Origin of the sequence: Nocardioides terrae (genome assembly GCF_900112345.1) — a bacterium.
Classification (GTDB): Bacteria; Actinomycetota; Actinomycetes; order Propionibacteriales; family Nocardioidaceae; genus Nocardioides; species Nocardioides terrae.
In genome coordinates this window covers 1-13576 of sequence record NZ_FOLB01000025.1, presented here as the reverse complement: position 1 = coordinate 13576, position 13576 = coordinate 1, and the positions used below count along the sequence as shown (strand labels likewise).

The window sequence follows — 13576 nt, the reverse complement described above, 5'->3', positions numbered from 1 at the left end:
CACCGCCCCGCCGCCGAGCCTGCGAGGCGGCGGATGAGGCGGGGAGGTCGAGTGCGCCAGGGCTGAGCCTGCGAAGCCGTGAGGCGCGTATCGAGACGGCAGCGGGGCCGGTCCCGAAGGACCGACCCCGCTGCTGCGGTAGGAAACGTCAGGCAGGGATGACGTTGAGGGCCACCGTGGCGGACACCTCGTCGTGCAGCCGGACGGAGACCTGGTGCGAACCGAGCGACTTGATCGGGTTGCCGATCACGACGGTGCGCTTGTCGACCGACTCGCCCGCGACGGCGGACAGGGCCTCCGCCACGTCACCGACGGTGACGGAGCCGAACAGACGGCCCTCCTTGCCGGAGCGCACCTTGAGCGCGACCGGCCCGGACTCGAGCTTGGCCTTGACCTGGCCGGCGTGGTCGGCGTCGCGCAGCGCGCGGGCCGCACGGGCCTTCTTGATGGTCTCGACCTGCTTCTCGGCGCCGCGGGTCCAACGGATCGCGTCGCCCCGCGGGACGAGGTAGTTACGGGCGTAGCCGTCCTTGACCTCGACGATGTCACCGGCGGAGCCGAGGCCGACGACCTCCTGGGTCAGGATGATCTTGGTAGCCATGTGTCAGCTCCTCTCAGCGACCGGTCGAGGTGTAGGGCAGCAGGGCGACCTCACGGGCGTTCTTGACGGCGATGGCCACGTCGCGCTGGTGCTGGACGCAGTTGCCGGTGACCCGACGCGCGCGGATCTTGCCGCGGTCGGAGATGAACTTCCGGAGCAGGGCGGCGTCCTTGTAGTCGACGCCGGTCGCCTTCTCCTTGCAGAACTGGCAAACCTTCTTCTTGGGCTTGCGAATCACTGCCTTGGCCATTGTGGTGCTTCCTCTCTAGAAGCCCGGCTCGCGCCGGAATGGTTACGGATTCGGTTTCGGGTTGGTGCTGGATCTCGAGACGCGCATCACGGCTTCGCTTCGCTCAGCCGTGGCGCTCCTCGATCTCCCCGCCTGATCCGCTGCCTCGCAGGCTCGGCAGCGGGGCGGTGAATCAGAACGGGGGCTCGTCCGAGCCGACCCCGGGAGCACCCCACGGATCGTTCGCCGGGGCGGACTGGCCGCCACCGCCGGCGTACCCACCGCCGCCGGCCGCCGGAGCGGACGGGGCTGCGGGCGTGGCCCACGGGTCGTTGGCCTGCTGGCCACCGCCCTGCTGGCCACCGCCGGACTGCTGGCCGCCGAAGCCGCCACCGCCGCTGCCACCCTGGCGGGAGGCCCGGGTCACCTTGGCGGTGGCCCAGGTGAGCGACGGGCCGATCTCGTCGACCTGCAGCTCGTTGACGGTGCGCTTCTGGCCCTCGCGGTCCTCGTAGGAGCGCGACACGAGCCGGCCCTGGACGATGACGCGGGTGCCACGGGTCAGGGACTCGGCGACGTTCTCCGCAGCCTGGCGCCAGATCGAGCAGCGCAGGAACAGCGTCTCGCCGTCCTCCCAGCTGTTCGACTCACGCTTGAAGGTGCGGGGGGTCGACGCCACCGTGAAGTTGGCGACCGCAGCACCCGACGGCGTGAAGCGAAGCTCCGGGTCGTCGGTGAGGTTGCCGATCACGGTGATGACGGTGTCGCCTGCCATGAGTACTCCCTAGCTCGTTCTGGTCGGTGCCGGTGTCGGTGACCATCCTGTCGGATGCCGCCGACACTGGCGGGGTCGATCCACAGGGCTCACTTGCCCGGGCGGATGACCTTCGTGCGCAGGATGGACTCGTTCAGCGTCAGCTGGCGGTCGAGCTCCTTGACCGTCGCGGGCTCCGCGGTCAGCGTGACCACGGCGTAGATGCCCTCGGCGTTCTTCTTGATCTCGTACGACAGGCGACGACGACCCCACACCTCCACGTTGTCGACGGTTCCACCGTCGGTGCGGATGACGTTGAGGTACTTGTCGAGCGACGGAGCAACGGTGCGCTCGTCGAGACTCGGGTCAAGGATGACCATCACTTCATAAGCACGCATAGCGATCTCCACCTCCTCTGGACTCAGCGGCCACGGTCTCTCCGTGGCAGGAGGGCTATTGCGAAGTCCTCCCCCAGGTCGGAGAGGACAGCACAGGCTAACAGCGTGGGTACGCCGTGCTGAAAACGTCAGGCCCCGAGCACCCGCGCCGTCCACGCGTTGCGGAAGCGGCCCTCCGGGTCGAACCGTTCGGCCAGCGCCCGGAAGTCGGTCCAGCGCGGGTAGAGCGGCGCGATCGCGGCCTCCTGCGACCGGAACACCTTGCCCCAGTGCGGCCGTGCCCCGAAGGGCGAAAGCGCCTCCTCGACCCGCTCGACCAGGGGGTGGACCTGCAGCGGATGGCGCGCCCAGGTGAAGTGGAGGGCGGCCGCGTCGCCGCCGTACGCGCCGGAGAGCCAGAGGTCGTCCCCCGCGATGGTGCGGATCTCCGAGACCAGCAGCTCCGGCTCGACGAGTTGCCCGATCGCGCGGACGGCGGCGAGCGCCTCGGCCAGCCGGGCGCGGGGGACGAAGAACTCCGACTGCAGCTCCTCCCCCGCGCTCGGGGTGAACCCCATCCGGAAGTGCGGCAGCCGCTCGTGCCACGGCCCGGGCACGCCGAGCTGGGCGGTGGTGTTCTCGACGCCCATCCCGTCGATCATGTGCCGCTGCACGGGCGCAGGCCGGGTGGCGTCGAGGACCCGGGGCGTGCCGCGCTCCTTGAGCCACACCTGACCGACGGCCGCGCCGGTCCAGCGCGTGAAGACCGAGACGGAGGTGGCCGCCGCAGTGACCTCGTCGACGCGCCCGAGCAGGTCGTCCCAGGCGAGGCCCTCGAGGACCAGCTGGCTGACGTCGTACGCCGGCTCGAGGTCGAGCTCGACGGTGGTGACGATCCCCAGGCAGCCCAGCGCGACCACCGCTCCGGCGAAGTCGTCGTCGCCGCGCTCGAGCCGGACCGCACGGCCGCTGCCGTCGACCAGCTCGATGGCCGCCACGGCCGAGGCGAGCGAGCCGATCGCGTTCCCCGATCCGTGGGTTCCGGTGGCGACCGCCCCGGCGACGCTGATGTGGGGCAGCGAGGCCATCGCGGCCAGCGCCCAGCCGGCGGCGTGCAGGGTCGCCGCGAGGTCGCCGTAGCGCAGCCCGGCCGGCGCCCGGGCGATCTTGCGGTCGGTGTCGATCTCGACCTCGCCCGGGAGGCCGGTCACGTCGACCAGCACGCCCGGCGAGTCGGCGAGGTCGGTGAAGGAGTGCCTGCTGCCGAGCGCGCGCAACCGCGGGGTGGCCGCCACCAGCTCGGCCAGCTCGGGCAGCGATGCCGGACGGCGCAGCTCGCGGGCGACGTACTCGTGCGAGCCGGCCCAGGTCGTCCCGACGCTCATGCGAGGACCTCGGCGAGCCAGGCGGCCTGGCGTGCCTGCTGGAACGGCCCGCCGCCCTCGTGGTCGTTGAACTCGTAGACGGCGATCTCCTTGGCGGCACGGTAGGAGTGGTGGGCGGCGAAGACGGTCGACGGCGGACAGATCGTGTCTGCCACAGCGACGGAGAAGAGCGCGGGCGCGGTCGCCCGACGCGCCATCAACGCCCCGTCGAAGTGCGCCAGCGTGTCGAAGACCAGGTCGACCTCGTCGCGGTGCGCGGCGAGGTAGCGCCCGATCTCGGCGTAGGGGTCGAGCGTCGGGAGGTCGGCGGCGCGGCGGAAGTCGCAGAGGAACGGTACGTCGGGCATGACCGCCGCGACCCCGTCCGCCAGCGCGCCCGCCGCCAGCGCGATCCCGCCGCCCTGGCTGATGCCGGTGACGGCGACCCGGTCGGGGTCGACGAGGTCGTGGCCGCGCAGCACCTCGACCGCGCGCACGGCGTCGACGAAGACCCGGCGGTAGAAGTGGGCGTCCGGGTGGCCGATGCCGCGGGTGAGGAAGCCCGGAGTGCTCGGCCCGGAGCCGTGCGGGTCGCCGGTCGCGCCGGTCGTCCAGCCGCTGCCCTGGCCGCGGGTGTCCATGACCAGGTGGGCATAGCCCGCCAGCGCCCAGAAGACGTGCTCGTGCGGCAGCCCCCGGCCACCGTTGTAACCCTGGAACTGCACCACTCCCGGGAGGCGCTCGGTGTCCCGCAGCGCCGCCGCGGGGAGGTGCAGCCAGGCGCGCACCGGGTCGCCGCCGAACCCGGCGAAGGTGAGGTCGAACGTCTCCACCGCCACCAGCCCGTTGTCGACCGGCTCGAGCGTGACGGCGAGCGGGTACCCCGCCTGCTCGCTCAGCGTCCGCGACCAGAACGCGTCGAAGCCGGATGGTTCGGGCAGCTCCGGGCGGTAGTCCCACAGCTCGGGCAGGGTCAGGTCGATCCGCGGCACGGTGGCGAGCCTAGTGACCCTCGCTGGTCGAGTAGCCCGCGAGGGACGAGCGGGCGGTTCGAGACCACCGGGTCTCGATACGCCACCTCGCTGGCGCTCGGCGGCTACTCGACCAGCGAAACGGTCACTCGAACCGGCGGAGGCGCAGGCTGTTGCCGACGACGAAGACCGAGGAGAAGGCCATGGCGGCGCCGGCGATCATCGGCTGGAGGAGTCCGGACATGGCGAGCGGGATCGCCGCGACGTTGTAGGCGAACGCCCAGAAGAGGTTGCCCTTGATGACCGCGAGAGTGCGGCGGGAGAGCCGGATCGCGGTGGCGGCGCTGCGCAGGTCGCCGCTGGTCACGGTCAGGTCGGAGGCCTCGATCGCGGCGTCGGTGCCCGTCCCCATCGCGATGCCGAGGTCGGCCGTCGCGAGCGCGGCCGCGTCGTTGACGCCGTCGCCGACCATGGCGACCACCCGGCCCTGCGACTGCAGGCGGCGGACGACGTCGACCTTGTCCGGAGGGAGGACCTCCGCGTGGACCTCGTGGATCCCGAGCTCGGCGGCGACCCTCTCCGCCACGCCTCGGGCGTCACCGGTGAGCAGGACGGGTCGCAGCCCCAGGCCGGTCAGGTCGCGCAGGGCGTCGTACGACGTCGGCTTGATCTCGTCGGCCACGGTGATCGTGCCCAGCCGGTGACCGTCGCGGTACACGTCGACGGCCGTGTCGACGCCGCCGTCCGTGCTGCGGGCGACGCTCACCCGGCGGCCGTCCACCGTGCCCTCGACGCCGACGCCCGGGGTGGCGACGAAGTCGGTCACCTCCGGGAGGGCGAGAACAGATGGGTTGGTCGCCTCCAGGGCGGCTGGGACACCGACCAAGTCATCTCTTTCTCCGGCGGAGGCGGAGGCCGCCGTCGTGATCGCTCGTGCAATGGGGTGCTCGGAGGCCGCCTCGACCGCCCCGGCGAGCCGGAGGACCTCCGCGGAGGAGACGCCCGACGCGGGGTGCACGCCGGTCACCGCCATCACACCCGTCGTCACCGTGCCGGTCTTGTCCAACACGACGGTGTCCGCCCGGCGGGTCGACTCGAGGACCTCCGGACCCTTGATGACGACGCCGAGCTGGGCGCCACGGCCGGTGCCGACCATCAGCGCGGTCGGCGTGGCGAGCCCGAGGGCACACGGGCAGGCGATGACGAGGACCGAGACGGCGGCGGTGACCGCCGCGGCGACGCCCCATCCGGCGACGACCCAGAAGCCGAGCGTCGCGGCGGCCAGCACCAGCACGATCGGGACGAACACCGCGGAGATCCGATCGGCCAGGCGCTGCACCTCGGCCTTGCCGTGCTGGGCGTCCTCGACCAGCCTCGCCAGTTGGGCGAGCTGCGTGTCGGCGCCGACCCGGCTCGCGCGGACGACCAGACGGCCGCCAGCGTTGACCGTGGCCCCGACGACCGGGTCGCCGGGCTGTACGTCGACCGGCACCGACTCCCCGGACAGCAACGAGGCGTCGACCGCCGACGACCCGGACTCGACGACGCCGTCGGTCGCGATCTTCTCGCCCGGCCGAACCACGAAGAGGTCGCCGACGTGCAGGTCGTCGACCGGGACCATCGTCTCGAGGCCGTCCCGGAGCACCGTGACGGACTTCGCACCGAGCTCGAGCAGGGCCCGGATGGCCGCGCCGGCGCGGCGCTTGGAACGGGCCTCGGCGTAGCGGCCGGCGAGGATCAGGGTCGTTACCCCGGCTGCGGCCTCGAGGTAGATCATCTCGGCGCCGTCGGTGCGCTCGATCGTCAGCGAGAACGGGTCGGTCATCCCGGGCTCGCCGGCGGTGCCCCAGAAGAGCGCGTAGACCGACCAGCCGAACGCGGCCAGCGTGCCGAGCGAGACGAGGGTGTCCATCGTCGAGGCGCGGTGCCGCAGGTTGACCCACGCCGAGCGGTGGAAGGGCCAGCCGCCCCAGACGACGACCGGAGCGGCCAACGTCAGGGAGAGCCACTGCCAATTCGTGAACTGAAGGGCCGACACCATCGCCATCGCCACGACCGGCATGCTCAGCAACGCGGAGACGAGAAGCCGCTGCCGCAGCGGAGCGTCTGGATCGACGGCCGAGACGGTCGTCTCGGCGCGAGCCAGCGTCGCCGTGTAGCCGGCGGCCTCGACGGCTGCGACCAGCTCGTCGGGCGTGACCTTGCCCGCGTACTCCACCCGCGCCTTCTCGGTCGCGAAGTTGACCGAGGCCGTCACGCCGTCGAGCTTGTTGAGCTTGCGCTCGACGCGGTTGGCGCAGGATGCGCAGGTCATCCCGCCGATCGCGAGGTCGACCTTCTCCGTCGTGGTCATGGCGTGCTCAGGCCAGCTGGTAGCCGGCTTCCTCGACGGCGGCCCGGACGGCCTCGTCGGGGACCGGCTGATCGGAGGTGACCTGCAGCGCGCCGGTCTCGAGGTCGACGGCGACGGCGGTCACTCCGTTGACGTCCGAGACCTCCTCGGTGACGGACGCGACGCAGTGCGCGCAGGTCATCCCGGTGACGACGTAGCTCTGGGTGCTCATCTGCTTCTCCTACGGATCGATTCAGGAGCGGACCAGGCGCGCGATGGCGTCGCTGGCCTCACGGATCTTGGCGTCGGCCTCGGGGCCGCCGTGCGGGCCGGAGCTGCGCACCGCGTCGGCGACGCAGTGCCCGAGGTGCTCGTCCAGCAGCCCCAGCGCGACCGACTGCAACGCCTTGGTGGCCGCGGAGATCTGGGTGAGTACGTCGATGCAGTACTGCTCCTCCTCGACCATCCGCTGCAGGCCGCGGACCTGGCCCTCGATGCGACGCAGTCGCTTGAGGTGGTCGGCCTTGCTGTCGGCGTACCCGGGGTGCTGGCTCATGCCGCGAGCATACCCCCATAGGGTATAGATCTGACGAGGTCGTCTCCCGGTCAGTGCGCCCTCACGCGGAAGACGACCACCTTGCCGAAGCGCCGGTGCTCGGGGAGGAGCGTGCGGAGACCGGCGAGGTTCACGGGGAAGCGACTGTCGACCACCAGCCAGCGCACCGGGTAGCGATCCGTGAGCGCCTTCAGGGCGGTCGCCGAGGGCACGGTGAAGACAGCGTCGTTGAGTGCCTGTAGCCGTGGGTTCCAGTAGGGAAGCGTGAGCGCTGCCGTCGGGTCCGGCTCCGCGTCGTTCGCCGTCGCCGTGTAGCCCCAGCCCTCGAGCACGATGCGCCGCTCGGTGTAGGCGGAGATCCAGAAGGTGCGAGGGTTGCACGGGCCGACCGGGGCCGCGCAGTGCGCATTGGTCGCGACCATGTCTTCGGGGCCCGAATGGTCCCTGACGAAGTGCCCGGCGCTGACGCCGCCCACTGGGATCGGGCCGTTGTCGATCGGGTTCGCCACCGGATCGAACGCCGGCGCCGGATAGGTCACAGCGATGTCGACGGCGCGCACCGTTCCCATGCCCAGCGTCGCCACTGCCACGCAGCCCAGCGCCAGGGTGGCCCGCCCGGGTACGTGCAGCCGCCGCCCCATCCGGCGTCCGAGAAGCCATGCGACACCCGCCACGACCAGGACCCCGACGACCAGGAGCAGGGCACGGCGCGCGGTCGCGGCCTCGTCCAGGGGGGCCCGGGTGACGAAGCGGCTCAGGCCGACGTACGCCGCTCCGCCCGCACCGGCGACGACCAACCACCACCCAGCCGCGCGCCTGACACCGAGATCGTCGAGTCGTGCAAGGCCGCACGCGACCAGCAGGTAGCCGAAGGGGAGCCCCGAGCGCAGGAAGAAGTACTGGCTGTAGCCGGGATGGGCGAGCAGCACGGCGACGGCCACCGCGGCGGCCACCATGCCGGCCACTAGCTGCGTCGCCGGGTCGCTGGGTCCGGGTCGACCGGCGGGCGGCCGCGGCCGCAGCAGGAGGAGCGCGGCGCCGGCCAGTGGCGCCAGCCAGCCGAGCACGATCGCGGCACTGACGGCGACGAGCGGCAGCGTGCCGCTGTCCGCCGGGACCGCGATCATCGCTCCGAGCCGGCGCATGTCGGCCCCCGGGTCGACGGTGAGGCCCTGACGTGCACCGCCGAAGAGGATGATCTGTGCGAACGCCAGCTCCACCGCCAGCACGCAACCCATGGCGAGGGCCGGCAGCGGCACCCGCCGATTGCGCAGGAGGCCGATGACCACGACCAGCGCCACGCCGGCCCCCAACACAGGCACGAACGTCGCCTTCGCCCCCATCAGCACGCCGCTGAGCACGCCGAACAGCAGCCATGCCCGCCATCCATCCGAGGTGCCACGCAGGATGCCGACGGCGACGTAGAGCACCGCGACTGCGAGGAGCTGGCCGAAGCCCTGGGTCGGACTGCCCATCCAGTTGACCATCAGCAGCGTGCTGTCCACGACGTAGGTGTCGGCACCATGGAGGAGGTTCACGCTGCCGACCAGGACGGCGATCGCGAGGGCGACCAGGGCGACCGATCTGCGACCGGCCATCCGCGCGCCCAGCAGGCCGAAGGCGATGAAAGCGTTGACCACGCACCAGAGCGGCCCGAGGCGGAAGAGCAACAGGTCAAGGTCCTGGCCGCCCTGCCAGTTCATCGCCGCGACGTCGGCGAACGTGAACCAGTGGTAGTCCAGACGTTCGTCGACGAGGTACGGCGTGGTCGGCGGCATGTGGTTGCGCACCTCGCCGGCCAGCGAGAGGAGGTAGGCGTAGTCGACCGGTTGCAGGTTCAGCGCCGGCCCGGCGATCGGCGCCTTGACCGAATAGACCCCGAACCAGCTGCAGATCAGGATCACGCCGACCGCGATGCCCCAGGTGAACCAGGCCGGCTCGCGGTGCCGAGGCGGCGTCAGCCAGTAGCCGCGCAGCGAGGGCACGGCGAGGAACGCGCCAATCGTCGCGACGGGCACGACCCAGACCACCTGCGGCAATCCCCCCGCGCGCCCGCCAAGGAAGACGAGCACGGTGATCGCGTGGGCCAGGATGGTGCCGAGCGTCGCGTCGTGCAGCCACGAGACCGTCCGCCGTCGCAGCGCGCGCCACAGCAGAGTCCCCGGGACGACGTACCCCACCGTCTGCAGCGCGATGAAGCGCAGTGTCTGGCTGTAAGGCACGTCCGCCGCGTGAAGCGCGACCGTCGCAGCGACGCACGCTGCCGCGAGTGGGACGGGCACGCGTAGCAGACGGGCGATCACGCCGCGCAATGTTAGGTGCAGTCCGCCCTCAGGCTCAGATCGCGAAGGCGCACGGCCCGTCGGCAGCGCCAGCTCAGTCCCCGGCCGGCACCCGGAAGACCGACACCTCGCCGAAGCGGTGGTGCACGGAGAAGAGTGCCCGCAGATCGCGGAGATCCGCCGGGAACCGCCGGTCCACGACGAGCCGACGGGACGTGCCAACGGACGCGGTAGCGCTCGGTGAGCGCGTCCTGCGTCGCGCGCGAGGCGGACGTGAACACGGCGTCGTTTGCCGCCAGCAGGGGCCTGGTCCCAGAAGGGCACGGTGAGCGAGTCCTCCGGAGTCGTGGCCAATGCGTTGGCCGTCGCGGTGCCACCCCAGCTCTCGACCCCGAGGCGTCGAGCAGACCACCAGCCCGCGAGCCACGCCGTTGGTGGTCCGAGGACGATCTACCGTCGTCTCCCCTGGCCGGCGCCCGCTGCACCGGGTCCTGGTGTCGGTGATGCCGCCTAGGCTGGTCGGCATGGTGGTCATCGGAGCCCATGTCGATCAGCGCGACCCGGTCGCGGAGGCGCAGGCGCGCGGCACGACGGTCGTCCAGTTCTTCCTCGGTGATCCGCAGGACTACAAGGGGCCGGAGCTCGCGTACGCCGGCGGGGCCGACGCGCTACGGGCCGACGCCGAGGCCGCGGGTGTCTCCCTCTACGTCCACGCGCCCTACATCATCAACGTGGCCACGACGAACAACCGGATCCGGATCCCGTCCCGCAAGCTGCTCCAGCAGCACGTCGACGCGGCCGCCTCGATCGGCGCGAAGGGGCTGATCGTGCACGGCGGGCACGTCAACAAGGCCGACGACCCCGCGAAGGGCTTCGACAACTGGCGCAAGGCGATCGAGGCGACCGACCTCAAGCTGCCCCTGCTGATCGAGAACACCGCGGGCGGTGACAACGCGATGACGCGCTACCTCGACCGGATCGCGGGCGTCTTCGACGCGATCTCGGCGACCGAGCAGTTCGACCGGGTCGGGTTCTGCCTCGACACCTGTCACGCCCACGCGGGCGGCAACGCCCTGGAGACGGTGGTGGAGGACGTCCGCAAGATCACCGGTCGGATCGACCTGGTGCACGCCAACGACTCCCGTGACGACTTCGACTCCGGCGCGGACCGGCACGCCAACTTCGGTGCCGGCCGGATCGACCCCGACCTGCTCGCCGCCGTCGTCCGCGACGCCGGCGCGCCGGTCATCTGTGAGACCCCTGGCGGCGCCGCCGAGCACAAGGCCGACTTCGCGTGGATGCGGGAGCGGATCGGCTGACCCGGTCGGGTAGTCCGCGACCAACCGCTGGCGGATGCCAAGCTGGGATCCGCCCGATCCGACGTCTCCCAGCAGTTAGTCGGACGACGGGTGCGTGACCCGCACGCCGGTCGAGGAGGTCGCGCAGCGACCGTAGCGAGACCCGGTGACCGCTGCAGTGACCGCTACGGCTGCGTGACCACCCGGAGCGTCCGCGTCTCGCCGCTGCTCCGGCGCAGCACCAGCTCCTGGACCGGCACGTCCGTCCGGAACGCCAGGAAGCTGAACGACGCCCGACCGACCGCGAGCGGCACCAGGTTGACCGGCCGCGTGACGACCTCCCAGCTCGAGGTGAGCCCGTGGGTGAACTTCACGTCCAGCCGGTTGCCGGCACCGATCTCGACGAGCTGGCCCGCGGCGGGGTTCTTGACGGTGTGGATGGCGATCCGGTCCTCGGTCGCGGCCTGAAGCATGGTCATGTGTGGCTCCTCCCCGGTCATGTCGGGGTTGAGGAGCGGCCTCCGACGTCGCTGATACGCCCGACGTCGGACGAGCAGATCCAGCTCAGCCGAAGCAGACGAACGGCACCGGGGGGCGGTCGGAGGTCGCCTCCGGTACGGCGGCGGCGAGAGCGGCGGCGGGCTCCAGGCCGTGGGCGAGGCCGTGGTGGACGGTCAGCAGGGCGTCGTACGCCGCCTGGTCCGCGACCGCCGCGGCCGACGCGATCACGCAGCGGGCGCCGGCGTGCAGCCATGCGGTCGCCATGCCGATGAGCTCCTCGCCCCAGCGGACGGTGGAGCGTCCCACCTCGCAGGCGCTGAGCAGGACGACGTCGGGCACGGCCGCGAGCTGGTCGATGTCGTAGCCGAACCAGAGCCCGTCGGCGAGCTGCAGGCCGGAGAAGAGCGGATTCTCGGCGGAGTGCTGGCCGTGGGCCGCGACGTGGAGGACGTCGACGCTCGCCGCCAGGGCGGAGACCGCCTCGGCAGTGGCTGCTGAGTTGGTCAGGACCGCGGCGGAGGTCCACTCCTTGGCGGCCGCCGTGACCTCGTCCTCGGCGCGCGCCACCCGTGGGCCGGCGACGAAGCCGGCCGAGGCGGTGCGCAGCGGGGTCGCCCGGCGGGCGAGCCAGGAGGTCGCCGACTGCGCCACGGTGACCGGTCGCCCGGCGAGGCCGGGGAGCAGGGTCCAGGGCAGACCGGCGAGGACGCCCGAGGGGGTGAGCACCACGCCGCGGTCACCCAGGTCGCCGGTCAACGGAGCGACGAGGAGGGTGGCGAGACCCTCCAGTCGTGAGACGAGTCCGCCGCGGACGACCGGACCGATCGGGTCGGGCAGGTCGGAGGCGGCCATGTCGAGGTCGGGGAGCAGGCCGGCGAGCAGGTCGTCCAGTTCCGACTTCGGTCCGAGGTCGTGCCACACCGCAGCGGAGTCGGTCACGACGAGCGCGACGATCTGCTCGGCGGCGACGACGTAGGCGGCCAGCGCCGTGGACCCGCCCAGCGCCTCCTGCAGCGACCCCAGCGACACGGGGTCCATCACCTCCCGCGACCCGCCGTGCTGCCAGGCGAGCTCGCGAATCCTCGCCCTCAGCTCCGCCTCGCGCTGAGGCGTCACCTCTCCACGCAGCTCGGCCAGGCCGTCGACGATCTCGGGATTCTGCGGCGGCCGCACCGGCTGGACCCGTGACGCGAGCATCCGGGCGCGCTCGGACCACTCCAGGAGCGTCGCCGGACGCCGGGACGCCAGGGCCAGATCAAGTCCTCGTCGACCGAGGCTGACTCCGCTTCCGGCGATATTGGTCTGAAGGTCGAGGGACCCGAACGACGCCTGCCACGCATGCAGCTCTTCGAGGCCAGCCCTCAGGTGCTTGAACGCGATCGAGCGCCCACCTCCGGCCGAGGCCAGTTCTGCGCGAAGGTCAGCCGCTAGAAGCCGTACATCGAGCGGCGCTCCCGAGATGCGGACGCCAGCGAGCCGCCCCTTGGCGCCGGCGAGGTCACCGCGGCGCAACGCAACCCGCGCCGAGAGAAGACGCGTGCGGGTGGCCGGCCAACGCATGCCTTGCTCCTGCAACGCGTCAACCAAGCGGTCGGCGTCCTGGATGAAGCGGCGGCGATTGTCGCCGAGCTCGATCTGCGCGGCCAGAGCCTCAGCTTCAGCTCGGACCTGCCACCGTTGGGCACCGAGTGCCCGGAACCGCCGCGTCGCCGTCTTCGCTGCAGTGCAGGCAGCAACGGCGTCATGATTACGAAGACCGGTTGCGAGAGCGAGCTCGGCAACGGCCTGCCTCTGGCGCAGGCGCCGGCTGCCATAGTCGCGTGCCGCCCCTTTGAGCCGCGCAGTGCCCTCGCTGACTAGGCCAACCGTCAGCAACACCTCGGCCTGGTCCTGCTCGCACACGGCATTGTTGACCGGGCTGATCGGTCCGAGGACTCGGTGAGCCGCCGCCATGGCGCTCAGCGCTCCCACCAGATCCCCCGCCCGATACAAGGCATAGCCGAGATTGTGGCTGGCCTTGGCCTCAGATTCGCGCTCGCCGATAGTTGCGAACTGGCGCGCGGCTGCCGCGTAGTCCACAGCAGCGGCTCCGGCATCGCCGTACTCGAGCTGTGCAGTCCCGCGATTGTTGTAAGCCTTCGCGAGCTCACCGGGGACTTCACGGAGCGCCTCAATCGCGTCCCCGAACGTGGCCAGCGCCTTCGATGTCTGGCCGCTGCGCCTGAGGATGACAGCCTTCTGGGCCAGGAGGACACCCCGGACGTCTCGAGGCAGGTCTGGGAAGTCCAGCGCGTGGTCGCACTGATCTAGT

13 protein-coding genes are annotated in these 13576 nt (G+C 71.5%); 1 reads left to right on the top strand and 12 read right to left on the bottom strand.

Annotated features, from left to right (window positions below; translation table 11 throughout):
* Positions 1-148: 148 nt before the first annotated feature.
* The 10 genes from rplI to BM236_RS18350 all read right to left on the bottom strand — a co-directional run bounded on the left by rplI (position 149) and on the right by BM236_RS18350 (position 9406).
* Positions 149-601 (bottom strand): 50S ribosomal protein L9, encoded by a 453-nt coding sequence (rplI, locus tag BM236_RS18395; RefSeq protein WP_091126720.1) that lies wholly within the window; start codon positions 599-601, stop codon positions 149-151.
* 13 nt (positions 602-614) lie between these two features.
* Entirely contained in the window at positions 615-851 is a 237-nt protein-coding gene (gene rpsR / locus BM236_RS18390; RefSeq protein ID WP_091126719.1) for a 30S ribosomal protein S18, read from the bottom strand.
* 172 nt (positions 852-1023) lie between these two features.
* Positions 1024-1605, bottom strand: a complete 582-nt coding sequence (locus BM236_RS18385; protein ID WP_091126718.1) for a single-stranded DNA-binding protein — start codon at positions 1603-1605, stop codon at positions 1024-1026.
* An 89-nt stretch (positions 1606-1694) separates the two neighbouring features.
* Positions 1695-1982 (bottom strand): 30S ribosomal protein S6, encoded by a 288-nt coding sequence (rpsF, locus tag BM236_RS18380; protein WP_091126716.1) that lies wholly within the window; start codon positions 1980-1982, stop codon positions 1695-1697.
* A gap of 128 nt (positions 1983-2110) precedes the next feature.
* On the bottom strand, positions 2111-3346 hold the full coding sequence (locus tag BM236_RS18375) for a D-arabinono-1,4-lactone oxidase (protein ID WP_091126715.1): 1236 nt from the start codon (positions 3344-3346) through the stop codon (positions 2111-2113).
* The gene (locus BM236_RS18370; protein WP_091126713.1) at positions 3343-4317 is read right to left on the bottom strand and encodes an acetylxylan esterase; all 975 of its coding nucleotides are present in this window, start codon (positions 4315-4317) and stop codon (positions 3343-3345) included. The genes BM236_RS18375 and BM236_RS18370 overlap by 4 nt, the downstream gene beginning before the upstream one ends.
* 124 nt (positions 4318-4441) lie before the next feature.
* A complete protein-coding gene (locus tag BM236_RS18365; protein WP_091126711.1) occupies positions 4442-6649 on the bottom strand; it encodes a heavy metal translocating P-type ATPase in 2208 nt (735 codons plus the stop codon).
* A gap of 7 nt (positions 6650-6656) precedes the next feature.
* Positions 6657-6860 (bottom strand): heavy-metal-associated domain-containing protein, encoded by a 204-nt coding sequence (locus BM236_RS18360; protein WP_091126710.1) that lies wholly within the window; start codon positions 6858-6860, stop codon positions 6657-6659.
* Positions 6861-6881: 21 nt separating this feature from the next.
* Positions 6882-7184 carry a metal-sensitive transcriptional regulator gene (locus tag BM236_RS18355; protein WP_091126708.1) on the bottom strand — a complete coding sequence of 101 codons (303 nt, stop codon included), beginning with the start codon at positions 7182-7184 and terminating at the stop codon, positions 6882-6884.
* A 50-nt stretch (positions 7185-7234) separates the two neighbouring features.
* Entirely contained in the window at positions 7235-9406 is a 2172-nt protein-coding gene (locus BM236_RS18350) for a hypothetical protein (protein ID WP_139230168.1), read from the bottom strand.
* A 584-nt stretch (positions 9407-9990) separates the two neighbouring features.
* Between BM236_RS18350 and BM236_RS18345 the strand changes: the two genes are divergently transcribed.
* Positions 9991-10785, top strand: coding sequence for a deoxyribonuclease IV (locus BM236_RS18345; protein WP_091126704.1), 795 nt, complete (start codon positions 9991-9993; stop codon positions 10783-10785).
* Between the two features lie 164 nt (positions 10786-10949).
* Here BM236_RS18345 and BM236_RS18340 read toward each other — a convergent pair whose 3' ends face one another.
* Both BM236_RS18340 and BM236_RS19155 read right to left on the bottom strand, forming a co-directional pair.
* On the bottom strand, positions 10950-11243 hold the full coding sequence (locus BM236_RS18340) for a hypothetical protein (RefSeq protein ID WP_091126703.1): 294 nt from the start codon (positions 11241-11243) through the stop codon (positions 10950-10952).
* Between the two features lie 85 nt (positions 11244-11328).
* On the bottom strand, positions 11329-12462 hold the full coding sequence (locus BM236_RS19155; protein WP_175507754.1) for a CHAT domain-containing protein: 1134 nt from the start codon (positions 12460-12462) through the stop codon (positions 11329-11331).
* Between the last annotated feature and the right edge of the window lie 1114 nt (positions 12463-13576).